17 protein-coding genes and 1 tRNA gene are annotated in these 16,258 nt (G+C 58.8%); 8 read left to right on the plus strand and 10 right to left on the minus strand.

The window, feature by feature from the left end; all coding sequences use genetic code 11:
* Positions 1 to 13 precede the first annotated feature (13 nt).
* From V6N02_RS02065 to fabI, 4 genes are read right to left on the minus strand one after another with little or no spacing between them, the layout of a single operon-like run.
* The gene (locus tag V6N02_RS02065) at positions 14 to 1,210 is read right to left on the minus strand and encodes an aminotransferase (RefSeq protein WP_371223823.1); all 1,197 of its coding nucleotides are present in this window, start codon (positions 1,208 to 1,210) and stop codon (positions 14 to 16) included.
* Between the two features lie 22 nt (positions 1,211 to 1,232).
* On the minus strand, positions 1,233 to 1,748 hold the full coding sequence (gpt, locus tag V6N02_RS02070; protein WP_371223824.1) for a xanthine phosphoribosyltransferase: 516 nt from the start codon (positions 1,746 to 1,748) through the stop codon (positions 1,233 to 1,235).
* Positions 1,749 to 1,759: 11 nt separating this feature from the next.
* Positions 1,760 to 2,365, minus strand: coding sequence for a LysE family translocator (locus V6N02_RS02075; RefSeq protein WP_371223825.1), 606 nt, complete (start codon positions 2,363 to 2,365; stop codon positions 1,760 to 1,762).
* 6 nt (positions 2,366 to 2,371) lie between these two features.
* Entirely contained in the window at positions 2,372 to 3,178 is an 807-nt protein-coding gene (fabI, locus tag V6N02_RS02080; RefSeq protein WP_371223826.1) for an enoyl-ACP reductase FabI, read from the minus strand.
* Positions 3,179 to 3,382: 204 nt separating this feature from the next.
* Here fabI and pdxH point away from each other — a divergent pair, with 204 nt between their 5' ends.
* The 7 genes from pdxH to V6N02_RS02115 all read left to right on the plus strand — a co-directional run bounded on the left by pdxH (position 3,383) and on the right by V6N02_RS02115 (position 10,273).
* Positions 3,383 to 3,988 carry a pyridoxamine 5'-phosphate oxidase gene (pdxH, locus tag V6N02_RS02085; RefSeq protein WP_371223827.1) on the plus strand — a complete coding sequence of 202 codons (606 nt, stop codon included), beginning with the start codon at positions 3,383 to 3,385 and terminating at the stop codon, positions 3,986 to 3,988.
* Positions 3,989 to 4,110: 122 nt separating this feature from the next.
* The gene (locus V6N02_RS02090) at positions 4,111 to 4,644 is read left to right on the plus strand and encodes a cold-shock protein (protein WP_371223828.1); all 534 of its coding nucleotides are present in this window, start codon (positions 4,111 to 4,113) and stop codon (positions 4,642 to 4,644) included.
* Positions 4,614 to 5,144: a DUF192 domain-containing protein gene (locus tag V6N02_RS02095; RefSeq protein ID WP_371223829.1), complete on the plus strand. Its 531-nt coding sequence runs from the start codon at positions 4,614 to 4,616 to the stop codon at positions 5,142 to 5,144. The genes V6N02_RS02090 and V6N02_RS02095 overlap by 31 nt, the downstream gene beginning before the upstream one ends.
* A 50-nt stretch (positions 5,145 to 5,194) precedes the next feature.
* Positions 5,195 to 5,271, plus strand: a tRNA-Pro gene (locus V6N02_RS02100).
* 584 nt (positions 5,272 to 5,855) lie between these two features.
* The gene (locus V6N02_RS02105; protein ID WP_371223830.1) at positions 5,856 to 9,539 is read left to right on the plus strand and encodes a vitamin B12-dependent ribonucleotide reductase; all 3,684 of its coding nucleotides are present in this window, start codon (positions 5,856 to 5,858) and stop codon (positions 9,537 to 9,539) included.
* 14 nt (positions 9,540 to 9,553) lie between these two features.
* A complete protein-coding gene (locus tag V6N02_RS02110; RefSeq protein ID WP_371223831.1) occupies positions 9,554 to 9,982 on the plus strand; it encodes a hypothetical protein in 429 nt (142 codons plus the stop codon).
* Positions 9,983 to 9,985: 3 nt separating this feature from the next.
* Positions 9,986 to 10,273, plus strand: coding sequence for a hypothetical protein (locus V6N02_RS02115; protein WP_371223832.1), 288 nt, complete (start codon positions 9,986 to 9,988; stop codon positions 10,271 to 10,273).
* A gap of 290 nt (positions 10,274 to 10,563) precedes the next feature.
* Here the strand turns inward: V6N02_RS02115 and V6N02_RS02120 are convergent, their stop codons facing one another.
* The 3 genes from V6N02_RS02120 to V6N02_RS02130 are packed head-to-tail and all read right to left on the minus strand — an operon-like array spanning position 10,564 to position 12,586.
* A complete protein-coding gene (locus tag V6N02_RS02120; RefSeq protein WP_371223833.1) occupies positions 10,564 to 11,220 on the minus strand; it encodes an FkbM family methyltransferase in 657 nt (218 codons plus the stop codon).
* 35 nt (positions 11,221 to 11,255) lie between these two features.
* Positions 11,256 to 12,068 (minus strand): cobalamin-binding protein, encoded by an 813-nt coding sequence (locus V6N02_RS02125; protein WP_371223834.1) that lies wholly within the window; start codon positions 12,066 to 12,068, stop codon positions 11,256 to 11,258.
* Between the two features lie 17 nt (positions 12,069 to 12,085).
* Positions 12,086 to 12,586: an RNA polymerase sigma factor gene (locus V6N02_RS02130; RefSeq protein ID WP_371223835.1), complete on the minus strand. Its 501-nt coding sequence runs from the start codon at positions 12,584 to 12,586 to the stop codon at positions 12,086 to 12,088.
* 267 nt (positions 12,587 to 12,853) lie between these two features.
* Between V6N02_RS02130 and V6N02_RS02135 the strand changes: the two genes are divergently transcribed.
* Positions 12,854 to 13,108, plus strand: a complete 255-nt coding sequence (locus tag V6N02_RS02135; protein ID WP_371223836.1) for an EF-hand domain-containing protein — start codon at positions 12,854 to 12,856, stop codon at positions 13,106 to 13,108.
* 112 nt (positions 13,109 to 13,220) lie between these two features.
* Here the strand turns inward: V6N02_RS02135 and V6N02_RS02140 are convergent, their stop codons facing one another.
* The 3 genes from V6N02_RS02140 to rocF are packed head-to-tail and all read right to left on the minus strand — an operon-like array spanning position 13,221 to position 16,140.
* Positions 13,221 to 14,276 carry an ornithine cyclodeaminase gene (locus V6N02_RS02140; protein ID WP_371223837.1) on the minus strand — a complete coding sequence of 352 codons (1,056 nt, stop codon included), beginning with the start codon at positions 14,274 to 14,276 and terminating at the stop codon, positions 13,221 to 13,223.
* Positions 14,273 to 15,214, minus strand: a complete 942-nt coding sequence (ctlX, locus tag V6N02_RS02145; protein ID WP_371223838.1) for a citrulline utilization hydrolase CtlX — start codon at positions 15,212 to 15,214, stop codon at positions 14,273 to 14,275. The genes V6N02_RS02140 and ctlX overlap by 4 nt, the downstream gene beginning before the upstream one ends.
* On the minus strand, positions 15,211 to 16,140 hold the full coding sequence (gene rocF / locus V6N02_RS02150; RefSeq protein WP_371223839.1) for an arginase: 930 nt from the start codon (positions 16,138 to 16,140) through the stop codon (positions 15,211 to 15,213). The genes ctlX and rocF overlap by 4 nt, the downstream gene beginning before the upstream one ends.
* Positions 16,141 to 16,258 lie beyond the last annotated feature (118 nt).

Consider the following 16,258-nt stretch of genomic DNA (forward strand, 5'->3'; position numbering starts at 1 on the left):
GGTTTGGGACTGTCTACGCGCTGTCTTGGCCCGGGGCAAGGGGCCAGCCAAGCCCTTCGAGGCGATCAAACAGCGTTGTGATCTGGGCCCGGTTCACATTGGCAAAGGCCAGACGCAATTCGGCCGCGCCCGAGGGGTCATTAACGGGGCGAAACATGGTGCCGGGCAGGGCCAGTACACCGGCCTCGCGCACCATTGCTTCAGCCAATTGGTTCGAGGGTTGCGCAAACGGGTGGCGCAGATAGGCAAAATACGCACCGCATCCCAGTAATTGCCAGCCTTTCGCGATCAGCCGTGGGGCCTGTTCGGTGATCGCGGCGCGTCGGTCGAGGATTTCGTCGCGTTCACCGGCCAGCCATTGCGACAGGTTCTGCATGCCCCAAAGAGCGGCGTGCTGGCCCAGTTGGTTGGGGCAGATCGTGACCGTATCGAGGAACTTTTCCGCTTCGGTCAGCCGTGTGGGGCTGGCCACCATCGCGCCCACCCGATGACCGGTCAGCCGGTATGCCTTGGAGAAGGAATAAAGCTGGATCAGCGTGCTGTCCCAATCGGGATCGCCAAACAGATCATGGGGGGCGCCGCTGCGCGCATCGAAATCACGGTAGGTTTCGTCGACGATCAGGGCGATTCCCTTGGATTGGGCCAGATCGTAAAAAGCGCGCACCAGATTGGCGGGATATTCCACGCCGCCGGGATTATTGGGTGTGACCAGTACAATCGCGCGGGTGCGATCCGTGATCAGGCTGGCAGCCTCTTCCGGGTCGGGCAATAGCCCGGCACCCGCCGCAAGAGGAACGGTGCGCAATCCATTCATATCCAGCCACATTTTGTGATTGAAATACCATGGCGTGGGCAGGATGATTTCGTCGCCTTCGCCGGCCAGCGCGGCAATCGACGCGCAAAACGCCTGATTACACCCCGAGGTAATGGCGACATTCCCTGCTTCGATCTTGCCGCCATAGGCCACGCTCCATTGAGCGGCCACCTCTGTGCGCAAGGCGGGCAGGCCCATGACCGGGCCATAAAGATGCGCCTCGGGGTTGGTCAGGGCGATCTCGGAGATCACCTTGCGCAGGGGTTCGGGCGGAGGGTCGACCGGGGCGGCCTGGCTGACATTGATCAGCGGGCGTTCGGGTGGAAAGGTGATGCCGTCCAGCCAGCGGCGGGCCTCCATCACGGGCGGGGCAAATGTGTTTTGAGTGCGGCTCATCGTGGTCTCCGGAAATCGAGGCTCAGGTGCCCCGGTAGGGTTCCACATATTGCAGCGCCATGTCCCAGGGGAAGAAAATCCAGGTGTCCTGGCTGACCTCGGTGATAAAGGTATGGACCTGCTCACGGCCCATCGGCTTGGCATAGACTGTTGCCACATGGGCCTTGGGCATCAGGTCGCGCACGACTTCCAGCGTTTTGCCGGTATCTACCAGGTCATCGACGATCAGGACGCCCTCGCCATCACCCACCAAATCCATATCGGGGCTTTTCAGCACTTCGGCGTCGCGCCGTTGATCTGCCTTGCCGCCACCCGAGTGGTAGGATTTGACCGAGATCGTATCAACCATGCGGATGTCGAGCTCGCGCGCGACAATCATTGCCGGGGCCATGCCGCCGCGGGTGATCGCGACCACGGCTTTCCAGGCACCATCATTCGGACCCTTGCCATCCAATCTCCAGGCAAGTGCGCGCGCATCGCGGTGCAGCTGATCCCAGCTGACATGGAAACCTTTTTCATGGGGCAGGCGGTCGGTCATTGGATGATCCTCTATCGGCTGAGCAAAAGGCGCAGGCCTAGTGCGCCCAGTATTGCGGCGGTGATCCGGTCCAGCACGGGCTTGAAGGCCAGATACCGGCGGCTGATTATGGCGGTTGAAAGCATGACGGCCAACATAGGTTGTAGGATCAGCTCCACAGCCAGGTGATTGGCAAAGATGATGGCTTTCTCGGCACCGCTCAGATCGGCCGGAAAGATCACGACGAGCACGGCGGCCGAGAAGAAGACGGATTTCGGGTTGCCGAGGTTGATAAGCAGTCCTGAGAAGAACATGCGCCGGGTGGCAGGAGAGTCTGACGCCGCCACGGGGCGATGGGCATGACGCCAGGTCTGTATGGCAATGTAAATCAGATAGGCCGCGCCCAACGTCTTGAGTATAACGTAGGCCCAGGGGAAAAGGGTGAATATCCCGTCGAGACCCAACAATGCGGCAAGCGTCCAGCACGCCGCCATCACCGCCAGACCCGCCGCCGCCGCCAAACCGGCATAGCGACCATGACCAAGCGTGGTCTTGATCAGAAAAAGCAGAGACGGTCCGGGGCTTGCAATCGCAGCCAGAAGGGCAAGATTAAAGGCGATCAGGTGGGCAAGCTCCATCGCGGGTTACGTCTTGTCGATATCCGGCGCGTCGACCGCTTTCATACCCACGATGTGATAGCCAGCGTCCACATGCAGGTTCTCGCCGGTGACACCGCTGCCCAGATCGCTGAGCAGATAAAGCGCGGATTTGCCCACATCGTCGATGGTCACGTTGCGGCGCAGGGGCGAGTTGTATTCGTTCCATTTCAGGATATAGCGGAAATCGCCGATACCGCTTGCGGCCAGCGTCTTGATCGGCCCGGCCGATATCGAATTGACGCGAATGCCGTCCTTGCCCAGATCTTCGGCCATGTATTTCACCGAAGCCTCCAGGGCGGCCTTGGCCACGCCCATCACATTATAGTGCGGCATGACCTGCTCCGCGCCGTAATAGGTCAGGGTCAGCATCGAGCCGCCGTCATTCATGATTTTCTCGGCACGCTGCGCCACGGCAGTGAAGGAATAGACCGAGATATCCATCGTCATCAGGAAATTGTCGCGGCTGGTATCGACATACCGGCCCCGCAGCTCGTTCTTGTCGGAAAAGCCGATGGCATGAACCAGAAAGTCAATCTTGCCCCACTTGGCTTCGATCTCGGCAAAAGCGGCATCAATCGAGCCCGGGTCGCCCACATCGCAATCAATCAGAACCTCGACGCCCAACTGTTCGGCAAGGGGGGACACGCGTTTCTTGAACGCATCGCCCATGTAGGAAAAGGCCAGTTCCGCGCCCGCATCGGCACAGGCCTTGGCAATGCCCCAGGCGATCGACTTGTCATTGGCCAGGCCCATGATCAGCCCACGCTTGCCTGCCATCAGTTGGTTCGACATATTTTGTTCCTGCCCCATTCATATTTGCTTATGATCCTTTAGGCGATCACCCCTGTTGCATCAAGGGGGCGGGCGCGGGGGCATGTGGCTTTGACCTTTTTTGATCAAATATTGGACGGGCGCGTGAAAGCGGTTACATGACAAAAGTCAGGGCGGCGGGCAGGCCGCTCTTTTATATGAAAGTCAGACCAGTGGAGGGATCTCATGTCAGAACGTGATGGACTTTTTGAAGGAGACAACCCGTTTGACATCGTGCGCCGCTGGATGGGCGAAGCCGAAGACAGCGAGTTGAATGATCCCAACGCGATGGCACTGGCGACGGTGGACAGCGATGGCTTGCCTAATGTGCGCATGGTCTTGCTGAAAGAGGTCGAGGATGATGGCTTTGTGTTTTACACCAATTACGGCAGCGCTAAGGGACAGGAACTGGCGGCATCTGGCAAGGCAGCTTTGGTGATGCACTGGAAATCCCTTCGCCGTCAGGTGCGTGTGCGCGGCACCGTTGAGCGCGTGGAGGGGCCACAGGCCGATGCCTATTATGCCTCCCGTTCTCTCAAGAGCAGGCTTGGTGCCTGGGCATCGCGCCAGTCGGAACCACTGAGTTCGCGCGCGCACCTGATGGCCGAAGTGGCCAAGGTTTCGGCCAAACATGGCATAAATCCGCCCAGACCATCCTTTTGGGGAGGTTTTAGAATCCATCCGGTTGAGATTGAGTTATGGGCAGATGGGGCGTTTCGTTTGCATGACAGGTTCGTCTGGAGGCGTGAAACCCCCAAAAACCCATGGGCTATTGAGCGGTTAAACCCGTAAAATTCGCGTTACGTAAAATGCAAATAATTGAATGTTATATGAATTTTACACTTGCACGTGCCTATTTATGGGAGCAAGAGTGAGAGGCCAGTCTTGGGGATGAGACTTACAGGTAGGACGACGTGACAAGAGAAGTGGCTGAGACGCGCAGAGTAAAGGGTCGCGTAAAATGGTTTGATCCGGTCAAGGGATTCGGATTCGTAATCGCTGATGAAGGCGGTCCTGACATCTTATTGCATGCAAACGTGTTGCGTAATTTCGGGCAAAGCTCGGTTGCGGATAATGCGGATGTGGAAATTGACGTGCAGGATACCGATCGCGGTTCGCAGGCGATCGAGGTGCATGCCATCCATCCGCCCAAGGATGCCATCACCGCCGGGTTGGCGGATTTCGATGATATCGACCCGGAAGTGATCCGGGCCGCACCACTGGAACCCGCACGGGTGAAATGGTTCGACAAGGGTAAGGGTTTTGGGTTTGCCAATACCTTTGGAAGCGACGAAGATGTGTTTGTGCATATCGAGGTGCTGCGCCGCTCGGGCTTGGCCGATCTGCAACCCGGCGAGGCGCTGGCCATCCGGGTGATTGATGGTAAACGCGGCCGTATGGCCACCGAGGTGTGTGGATGGGAAACGGCGGTAAAATTCTCCGGTTAACGCTTTCTGGTCTTATTGCGACGCTCGGTCTGGCGCTGACATCTGGTTCGGCGCTGGCCTCTGAGTGTCGCGAGGATCAGGTGCATCTGCGCGGCGACTGGGGGCAGGCGCGGTTCACGGTTGAACTGGCCGATGACGATGAAGAACGCGCACAAGGCCTGATGGGGCGCGAAAGCATGGCCCGATCGGCCGGCATGCTGTTTGTCTACCCACGACCGCGCCTGGCCGGGTTCTGGATGAAGAACACGCTGATCCCGCTGGACATGATCTTTATGGACAAGACGGGCACCGTCACCCACGTTCACCACGAGGCGGTCCCGTTGGATGAACGCCCGATCTTTGGCGGTGATAACATTCTCGCGGTGCTTGAGATCAACGGCGGGCTGGCGCGCCAGATGGGCATTGCGGCGGGCACCCAGTTGCGCCATCCCGCCTTTGATGCGGCCGTCGCAGTGTGGCCCTGTGACAGCACTGAAAACGCATCGGGTGACGATTCCTGAGACCGGGGCTTTTCAATCCTGAGAATCACAAGTAGGAGGGGTGCACGGTCCGGGGCGTGGCGCAGTCTGGTAGCGCACCTGTTTTGGGTACAGGGGGTCGTAGGTTCGAATCCTGCCGCCCCGACCATTTCTTTCCTGTTTGCCCAATCCTGTGATGCATTACCCCCCTTCCGGGTGTGCGGTTCAGGACACGCGGGAAAGATAACCTCACCCTACTCTGAATCGTTAACGATGGTTAAGATAACGGGCCGTCGCAGTATGGCCCATTTAAGAGATTGCGCCAGCTTTTGTTGCTAAGCCTGCCGAATACAAAGTGTTTCCCCCACTCGTTGTTCATGTCGCTGACTGAGGTTGGTGGCCTGTTGTGAATCACGCGAATGTGACCGAGCCGGAAACGGCTTCCGGGTCAACAGATTTTTCCAAAAAAAAGTTTAAAAAAGTCGTTGACCAAATAGGGGGCGATACGTCAGGTTGTGTGAACCGGTCGCTAAGCCACAACATATAGTGGCAGGTCGGAATGGCAGGGGCTGAAACCCTAAAGTACAAATTTGGCCGGGCGACCGGCAGTGAAACCGCTGGTCGGTTTGCTTTTGTCCGCGTCGGACTGTCTGGCGCGTTTCGGAGAGATGTTGTCTGCCGCAACGAGGGAACCTGTGTCCGGTATTTCCGGACCGAAATGTTACATGCTGGAAATTTAGGGGCAGCGATAAGATGCAAATCGAGAGAAAATTTACCAAGGCAGGGCAAGACGCATACGCAGAGCTGGATTTCATCACCACCAGTTCGGAGATTCGTAATCCCGATGGCACCGTGGTGTTCCGTCTGGACAATGTGGAAGTGCCCGCCGCCTGGAGCCAAGTCGCCAGCGATGTAATTGCCCAGAAGTATTTCCGCAAAGCCGGTGTTCCCCAAAAGCTGAAAAAGATCAAAGAAGAAGGCGTGCCCGAATTCCTGTGGCGCTCGGCCCCGGATGGCGATGATGTCGAGAAGGGCGGCGAGACCTCATCGAAGCAAGTGTTCGACCGTTTGGCTGGGGCCTGGACCTATTGGGGCTGGAAAGGCGGCTACTTCACCACCGAAGAAGACGCGCAGTCCTATTTCGACGAAATGCGATTTATGCTGGCCAAGCAGATGGCTGCGCCCAACAGCCCGCAATGGTTTAACACCGGCCTGCATTGGGCCTATGGCATCGATGGACCTGGACAAGGCCATTTCTATGTCGATCACGCCACCAAGAAGCTGACCAAATCCACGTCTGCCTACGAGCATCCGCAGCCTCATGCCTGCTTTATCCAGTCCGTGGCGGATGATCTGGTGGGCGATGGCGGCATTATGGATCTGTGGGTGCGCGAGGCGCGCTTGTTCAAATACGGTTCGGGCACAGGCACGAATTTTTCCTCCCTGCGTGCCGCGGACGAGCCGCTGTCAGGCGGGGGCAAGTCCTCCGGCCTGATGGGCTTCCTGAAGATCGGCGATCGGGCAGCGGGTGCGATCAAGTCGGGCGGCACCACACGCCGCGCGGCCAAGATGGTGATCTGCGATGCTGATCACCCCGATATCCAGGAGTTCATCAACTGGAAGGTCAAGGAAGAGCAGAAGGTGGCCAGCATCGTCGCCGGCTCCAAAATGCACGAAGCCAAGCTGAATGAAATCTTCGCTGCAATCCGCGCATGGGATGGGAGCAGCGAGGACAGCGTTGATCCCAAGAAGAACGAACAGCTGAAATCAGCGATCCGGTCGGCTAAACAAGTGCAGATCCCGGAAACCTACGTCAAGCGCGTGCTGGATTACGCCAAGCAGGGCTATGACAGCATCGAGTTTCCGACCTATGACACCGATTGGGACAGCGAAGCCTATGCGTCTGTGTCGGGCCAAAACTCGAACAACTCGATTCGGGTCACCGACGCATTCCTTAAAGCTGTGAAGAACGATGAGGACTGGGCGCTGATCAACCGGACCGATGGCTCGGTTTCCAAGACCATCAAAGCCCGCGATCTGTGGGAAGATGTGGGCCACGCGGCCTGGGCTTGCGCCGATCCCGGCATCCAGTATCACGACACGGTCAACGCCTGGCACACCTGCCCGCAAGACGGTGAGATTCGCGGTTCAAACCCTTGTTCTGAATACATGTTCCTCGATGATACGGCCTGCAACCTGGCCTCGATGAACCTGCTGCAATTCTACAGCGACGGGCAGTTTGACGCGGAAAGCTATATGCACGCGACGCGCCTTTGGACCGTCACGCTGGAGATCAGCGTGATGATGGCGCAGTTCCCCAGCAAAGAGATTGCGCAGCTGTCTTACGAGTTCCGCACTCTGGGTCTGGGCTATGCCAATATCGGCGGGCTGCTGATGAACATGGGTTATGGCTATGACAGTGACGAAGGGCGCGCCCTGTGTGGTGCCCTGACTGCGATCATGACTGGTGTGTCCTATGCAACCTCCGCCGAAATGGCGGGTGAGCTGGGGCCGTTCGCAGGCTACAAGCGCAACAAAGAGCATATGCTGCGCGTCATTCGCAATCACCGCAATGCAGCTTACGGTGCGACCGAGGGCTATGAAGGTCTTGAGATCAAGCCAGTGCCGCTGGATTTGGCCAATTGCCCCGACAGCCGTTTGGTCGATCTGGCCATGGCAAGCTGGGACGAGGCGCTGAAGCTGGGCGAGGCCCACGGGTACCGCAACGCCCAATCCACCGTGATCGCGCCCACCGGCACCATCGGTCTGGTCATGGATTGCGACACGACCGGGATCGAACCGGACTTTGCACTGGTCAAGTTCAAGAAACTGGCCGGGGGCGGATACTTCAAGATCATCAACCAATCCGTGCCTGCCGCGCTTGAGATGCTGGGCTACGGGTCTGCACAGATCGAAGAGATCGTGTCTTACGCTGTCGGCCACGGCACCATCGGCAATGCGCCGGGCGTCAACCATACCTCGCTGACCGGCCACGGCTTTGGCCCCAACGAGCTGGCCAAGATTGACGCCGCTCTGGGCAGTGCCTTTGATATCCGCTTTGTCTTTAACCAGTGGACGCTGGGCGAGGAGTTCTGCAACAACGTGCTGGGTATCCCGGCCGAGAAGCTGAACGACCCGACTTTCGATCTGCTGGCAAGCCTGGGCTATTCCAAGGCCGACATTGATGCCGCCAATGACCATGTTTGCGGCACCATGACCCTGGAAGGGGCGCCGCATCTGAAGGAAGAGCACTACCACATCTTCGATTGCGCCAACCCGTGTGGGAAGAAAGGCAAACGCTTCCTGTCGGTCAACAGCCATATCGACATGATGGCCGCCGCTCAATCGTTCATCTCGGGCGCGATTTCCAAGACGATCAACATGCCCAACGATGCGACGATCACCGATTGCCAAGAAGCGTATGAGCGCAGCTGGCAAATGGGTGTGAAGGCCAACGCGCTGTACCGCGACGGCTCGAAACTGTCGCAACCTCTGGCCGCCGCCCTTGTCGAGGATGATGACGATGCCGCAGAGGTGCTGGAAACCGGCACACCGCAGGAAAAAGCCGCCGTGCTGGCCGAGAAGATCGTCGAGAAGGTCATCGTCAAGGAAGTGGTGAAATCGCATCGCGAGAAAATGCCGGAGCGCCGCAAGGGTTATACCCAGAAGGCGGTCGTGGGCGGGCACAAAGTGTACCTGCGCACCGGTGAATATACCGATGGCAGCCTTGGTGAAATCTTCATTGATATGCACAAGGAAGGGGCCGGCTTCCGGGCGATGATGAACAACTTCGCCATCGCCGTATCGGTCGGCCTGCAATATGGTGTGCCGCTGGAAGAATTCGTCGACGCCTTCACCTTCACCAAGTTTGAGCCTGCGGGCATGGTGCAAGGCAATGACTCGATCAAGAACGCCACCTCGATCCTCGACTACATCTTCCGCGAATTGGCGGTCAGCTATCTGGATCGCACGGACCTTGCGCATGTGAAACCCGAAGGCGCCAGCTTTGATGATCTGGGCCGCGGCGAAGAGGAAGGTGTCTCCAACATCTCGGAAATGTCGGATGCGGCGGCCAACAATTCTCTGGCCGTGCTGAAACAGATCAGCTCGACAGGTTATCTGCGCAAGCGGATGCCCCAGGAACTGATGGTTCTGAATGGCGGTCAGTCGGCAGGGGGCACGGCCCTGAACGGGGCGGTCGATCCGGTCAGTGCGCTGGAAACGCTGGTGCCGGAAACCGCAACGGCCACCGTTGCGGCCACCACGACAACCACAACGGCGGTGGCCTCGGGCAACATCTCAATGGACGCGCGCACCAAGGCCAAGATGCAAGGCTACGAAGGCGAGGCCTGCGGGGATTGTGGCAACTACACGCTGGTGCGCAACGGCACCTGCATGAAGTGCAACACCTGCGGCGCAACGAGTGGGTGCAGCTGATGAGGGCGAGTAGAATGTCTGACAAACGCAAAACGCCATTCGCCGAAGCTGCTATTCGATTAGATGGGATTGGTCGCGCCAAAGTTACGAATGTGAGTATAGCGGGTGCTGACGTAGGCTTAGATTTTAGAAATATGGGCAAGGCGAACGTCAGAGGATTAAATTACATTGGAGACGGCCAGGCGTTTGTCGGACAGAACATCGAAAAGCTAGAGCTGAGCGACATTCGTGTGGGGAATGCAGAGCTGGTCGACTTGCTAAGAAGAGACGAAAGGCTGAGGGCTGGTTTCGAAGTCGCGGCGCGCGAAGTGCAACTAGCTAAGTCTCAGAATGAAGCGGTTGAAGTTCTAAAGGAAACTTGGCTTGGTAGGTTCTTGGCCGAGCAAGGGTTCGTAGAATGGGCTTCGCTTGCTGTAGCTATCCTATCTCTTGCGGTGAGTTAAGCCATGCCAACGATGACATATACCGCAGTGATCGAATGTGACGGGGTGGTCAGCGAGCCTTTAACGCTGACGGTGGATGTTGTTGAAACCAATGGGATGAAACATGGCGCAGGCTATGTCGAGGTGCCCTCGACGCTGGCCGGTGTGGTGATGAACGCGGCCGATTACGCCACGGTGACCACCGAGGAAGGAGATGTGTTCAAAATCCTCTTCTCGAAGGTGCGGTTCCCGGAATGCGTGGCCGAATTTGTCACCGATGGGCCGGTGCCGGAAGGTCGGCGCGTGGCCTGACGTAACAGAAATCTTGTCCCCGGGTGGGGGCGAGTAGGGGGATGGGGCCACGGCCCCCAGGCGATGGCCCGCCCCCGCCGAGAATAAGGTTCAACGTGCGAAGGCACGGGGCCGGAAGACAGGATGGGGGCGGACGATTAGTCCTTGTCCATCCTTACACGGGGCGGGTGCGCTCGCCCCTGACGACGTTCAGGCCGCAGGCAAAAACCGGGCGGTACTAAATAAGTGAGCCTGAACGGCGAAACTTGATCGGGGGGCCATGGTGCCCCCCGCTTTTATTTTTCGCCGTTTTACGTCTTCAACCGCCATTCTTCCCAAACGAACGGGTAGCACCAGACGCACTCATGCGTTTTTTCCAGCATGGCGCGGATGCTGTCACGCTCGGCCATTAGGGCCTCTTCAAACAGATGGAATTGCACCTGCAGCCGGTCTATGCGCCCGATCACCCCGGCACTGACCAGTGCGGGCAGCAGATCATACTCGCCGCCTTCGATATTCACCTTCATCAGGTCGATCCGGGGGATGTCGCGGTCGGCAAAAAAACGGCTGACGGCGATCACCTCGGCGGGCGCGCCTTCGCCATTGTCGGCAACCGACGACGAGGCATCCCCCGCATCCGAGATCAGCATCTCACCATCCGCACTGCCCAGGGCAACGGGATAGACGGTGACACGTTCATCGGCGTCGAACTTGGCGCGCAACTCATCGGCGAAGCGAGGATGGGGTTCAAAGAGGTGGATCACAGCGTCGGGCTGTTGGTCCAGTACCATATCGGCCCATTCTCCCTTGAAACCGCCCATGTCGAACACCACCCCGCCAGAGGGCAGGGCCGTATAATCATAAAGTCGGGCAGCAGCGTTTTCGCGCTTCCATGCTTTCATTGCGTCGTAATGCGCGCCGCGCCACGGGTTGCGCCGCCGGTCCAGCCATTTCTTCAGGGATGCCATTGCGCCCTCCGCCTCATCTGTTGAGGCGCACCGTATCAGCCGTGCAGAGCCGCGACAATCGCATCCAGACCATCCGTCAGCGCTGCGGGACCCGGTTGCAGGATTAGAGGTGATTTGATTTCATGGATACGCCCGTCGCGTACCGCCGGGATCACTTCCCAACCGGTGCGGGCCGCGATCTTTTCGGGGCGCACCTTCTTGCCGCACCAACTGGCGATGATCACTTCGGGTTTGCGCGCGATCACCTGATCTGGTCGCAGAATCCGGTCCTTGGCGGCCTGATGCGGGGGAAGTTCGGGAAAGGCTTCTTTGCCACCGGCGATCTCGATCAGCTCCGAAACCCAAGCGATCCCGGAAATGATAGGGTCGTCCCATTCTTCAAAGTAAACCAAGGGCTTGGCACGGCCCATAGCGTTTGTTTCGACCTCGGTCAGGCGCGCTTCATACCCGGCGGCCAGCGCCTCACCGGCCTCGGGCGCGCCGGTCAAGGCACCCAAAGACCGGATCATGGCCAGAATACCGGCCACGCTGCGCTGGTTATAGGCCACCACAGCAATGCCATGTCGGATCAACTCGGCGGCGATGTCGGCCTGCAAGTCCGAGAAAGTCAGCACCAGATCAGGATCGAGCGCCATGATCTTGGGAACATCCGCCGAGGTGAAAGCACCAACCCGGGGTTTTTCCTGACGCACGCCTTTGGGGCGCACGGCATAGCCGGTGACGCCGACGATGCGATCCTGTTGACCCAGCAGATAAAGCGTCTCGGCCGTTTCTTTGGTGAGAAACGCGATGCGCCAGGGCGGAAAGCCATGCGTGCGGAACCTCCGGCAGACGGGTGATGGGCGCACCCTACCTGGCACGGGGGTCAGATCAAGGCTGAAACCGGGGTGTGGGCTTTCAGCCCCATCTCGCCGCGCAACTGGGCACGGGCGCGGGCCAGGCGTGACATCACGGTGTTCTTGGGCCAGCCGGTCAGCCGGGCCAGATCGACAGGGCTGGTTTCGCCGGCGGCCACCATGCGGATCAGGCGGGCTTGTTCGCGAGGCAATCTGGTGATGGCGTCGTCCAGTTCATGCAAGGCAAGTTGGGCAAAAGCCTGAGGTTGTTCGATCAACATATCCTCGGCCAGCTCGGTTTTGGTCACACGGCGGCGCAGGATCTGGCGATACCGGTTACGCAGGCTGGTCATGGCATAGGCCCGCAGGTTGTCGATGTCTTCATCGTCGCAAATTCGAATCCAGAGGCTGAGCAGCACATCCTGGCAAAGATCCTGAGCCTGATCGGCACTGCCGGTCAGGTGGCGCGCAATGCGCAGCAGATCGGGCCTCAGCGCATCGAGCGCCTCGGGCAGGCAGGGGGTCGTCATCGGGGTCACTCCATCAAGTGGGATGGGGCTGATGACCTTACTCTGGCGCGGGGCGCGCTCGTTTTCAAATGGGCGAATTCCGCCGATTGCACGTGGAGGGCCTTTTTGGGCGGGCTTCTGCCTGTTGATTGGCCCGCGCTCAGCAAGGTGTTGCGTGTCATGTGTGCGCAGCACGAAAGAGTGGACGGAACCGCCGGTTTTCGCGTCTGGATTGATGAGGCAGCCAAGTGCCGGAGCTACGAAATTTCATGTCCAAGGAGACGACATATGACCAAATTCATCGCACTCATGCTTGGGGCAGGTGTTGTGGCCTCAGCGGCCATCGCGATGGGCGACTCGGTCGTCGAGGTTGATGCCAATGGCGACGGCTTGATGACAATTGACGAGGTGCGCGCGGTATTCCCGGATGTCACCACACAGGCCTTTGCCGCCGTGGATACGAACGACGATGGCGCATTGGACGATGACGAGATGGTGGCCGGGCAAGAGCAGGGGCTGATCCCGGTCGCGACTGACGGATAAAACCGTCGGTTCCCCCGGGCTTACTTCTCGTTCCCCAGTACCCAAGAGGCCCGGGGGCTTTGTTTTTTCACGGTTACTCTGTTGGAAGGCTTTGCCCGGTTGCAAACATATATCAGGCCGGTTTGGCCCGGTTCAGCATCCCAAACAGGTCGCGCGGATCATCGGGATCGGCCAGCAGATCAAGATCGAAGTGAAAATCCGTGCCCTCAATCCGGTCACGCACAAAGCGTAGGGCACTGAAATCCTCGATCGCAAAGCCGACGGAGTCAAACAGCGTAATCTGATTGGCGCTGGTGCGCCCCGGGGCCGTGCCATTCATGACTTGCCACATCTCGGTCACTGGATGATCCTCGGGCATCTGCTGAATTTCGCCTTCAATGCGGGTCTGAGGCGGGTATTCAACGAAGATATCACTGCGCTCAAGCACACCGGCGGCCAGTTCGGTTTTGCCGGGGCAATCCCCGCCGATAGCGTTGATATGGACGCCGCTGCCGATCATGTTGTCGGTCAGGATCGTGGCCAGTTGTTTGTCAGCGGTGCAGGTGGTGATGATCTGCGCCCCTTCCATAGAGTCTTCAGGCGTCGGGCAAGACACCACGTTCAACCCTAGCCCTTCCAGATTATGCGCGGCCTTGGCGGTGGCGGCGGGGTCGGTATCGTAAAGGCGCACCGTCTTGATGCCACAGATCGCCTTCATCGCGAGGCTTTGAAACTCGGATTGCGCGCCGTTGCCGATCATCGCCATCGTATCTGCGCCCTTGGGGGCGAGATATCTGGCCACAAGGCCCGAGGTCGCCGCGGTGCGCATGGCTGTCAGCATGGTCATCTCGCTCAGCAGGACAGGATAGCCCGTGCCCACATCCGCCAGCAGACCAAACGCGGTCACGGTCTGAAGCCCTTCCTTGGTGTTCTTGGGGTGGCCGTTAACGTATTTAAACCCGTACACTTCGCCATCGGATGTCGGCATAAGTTCGATCACGCCCTCGGCCGAATGGCTGGCTACGCGTGGCGTCTTGTCAAACAGTTCCCAACGTTTGAAATCGGCCTCGATATATTCGGCAAGGCCCATTAGCATGGACTCGACACCAACATGGTGGATCAGCCGCATCATGTTGTCGACCGACACGAAAGGCACGAGGGCCTTGTCAGAAGGAAGCAGTTTGGTCATGCGGATACCTCGTTCGTAAAAGATGCGCGGCGGGCAAGGTGCAGCCCGGCAATCATGCAGCGGGCCGAACCACCGGCGCTTTCGATCATGGGAAGGTCCAGTGGCAGCAGCTGTGCCCACTGTTCCAATTGCGAAATCTGATCATGGGTCAAAGCTGCTAGTGCGCGGGATGATAGCACCAGCACCATGCCGTCCGTTCCGGCCAGTTCAATAGCGTTGCCAGCGAAGTCGGTTATCTGGTCATGGGTCAGTGCGATCACCGCACGCCCCGGCTCGGCCAGTCGATCCTGAATGGTTTGTCGCCGCTCACGGTCCTGCACCATGTCCAGGCCGACCATGGCAAACTGCGTTCCGACGGCCATCAAGACATTGGTGTGATATACCGGCACGCCCGCCTGATCCGCTGCATCAAAGACAATCGGTTCATACCCGAACCGGGTGCAGAAGCGCTCCAGAAGGATGGGGTCGGCCCGGTTTGAGCGTGCGACAAAGGCGAGACGACCAATGTGATCCAGAACCATGGCCCCTGTGCCCTCAAGCGCCAGACCATCGGGTTCCAACCCGGAGTAATCGGTGACTTCCTGTACGCGGTAGTCGCGTTTGAGCATGTCGATCACATCCATGCGCCGCTCGCGGCGGCGGTTTTCGGCAAACATCGGATAGATCGCCACATGGCCACCGTGATGGGTGGAGAACCAATTGTTCGGAAAAACAGAATCGGGGGTGTCGTCGCTTTCGTCCTGAAACACGTGCACCGTGATGCCCGCACCGCGCATTTTCGCAACGGCGGTGTCAAGCTCATCCTGTGCGCGGATGGCGATGTCCTTGGCGCTGGCCATGGGCAGGGATTGAAAGCTGTTATCGCCCGCTGTTTCGGGATTGGGGCGAAACCGGTTTGGCCGGATCATCACCACATCCGATGGGGCCTGAACATTCATGAGAAGGCCCGTGTGGGGCGGGAGAAGACGCGCCGCCCGAGGGCGGAAGCCGCCAGATCGACCATCACCTGGGCCGTGCGTCCGCGCTCATCCAGAAACGGGTTCAATTCGACCAGATCAAGCGAAGTCATCAATCCGCTGTCGCTGATCATCTCCATCACCAGATGCGCCTCGCGGAAGCTGGTTCCGCCGGGCACGGTGGTGCCGACTGCCGGGGCAAAGGAGGGGTCGAGGAAATCGACGTCCAGCGAGACATGCAGCGCACCATTGGCCTGCTCAACCATGGCGAGGAAATCAGCCAGCGGTTTGGCAATGCCGGTCTCATCAATCTGACGCATATCGTGATAGCGTATGGACGAGTTTTGCAGGGTTTCGCGTTCAGGATGATCGACCGAGCGCAACCCGATGATGCAGATCTGCTCTTCGGGGATGGGCGCTGTGACCTTTGGAAAGCCGTCAAACCCATCGCGTCCGGCGGCATAGGCCAGCGGCGTGCCGTGCAGGTTGCCGGATGTGGTGGTTTGGGGGGTGTGATAATCGCTATGGGCGTCTAGCCACAGCACGAATTGAGGGCGATTTGTGCGGGCCGCATGGCAAGCCGCGCCCATGACCGAGCCGAGCGAGAGGCTGTGATCGCCCCCCAGGAAGATCGGAAGGCCCTGGTCCAGCGCGGTCTCAGCAGCCTCGCTTAATGATCGAGTCCATCCAATCGTTTCGGACGGGCGCACCAGATGATCCGGCAGACTTTCGGGTGCTGTGGCCGGGGCAGGGGCCAGATTGCCCATGTCGCGCACCTCGTGGCCGAGATCCTTCAGCGCCTCGGCAATGCCTGCGACGCGATATGCATCAGGGCCCATCACGCAGCCGCGTCGTGCCTTACCACTATCAACGGGCGCACCAATCAGGATTACAGGTTTCGGGGTCATACATGCCTCATCAGGAATAGCGTTTGACGGCAAGATTTCTCCGAATCGGGTTGAATTACAGCGATCAATTTGCACTAATCGAGGGTAGTTTAGCCGAAATGGCATGTAAGGTTAGTCA

This window comes from Roseovarius conchicola (assembly GCF_041403425.1).
GTDB classification, from domain to species: Bacteria; Pseudomonadota; Alphaproteobacteria; order Rhodobacterales; family Rhodobacteraceae; genus Roseovarius; species Roseovarius conchicola.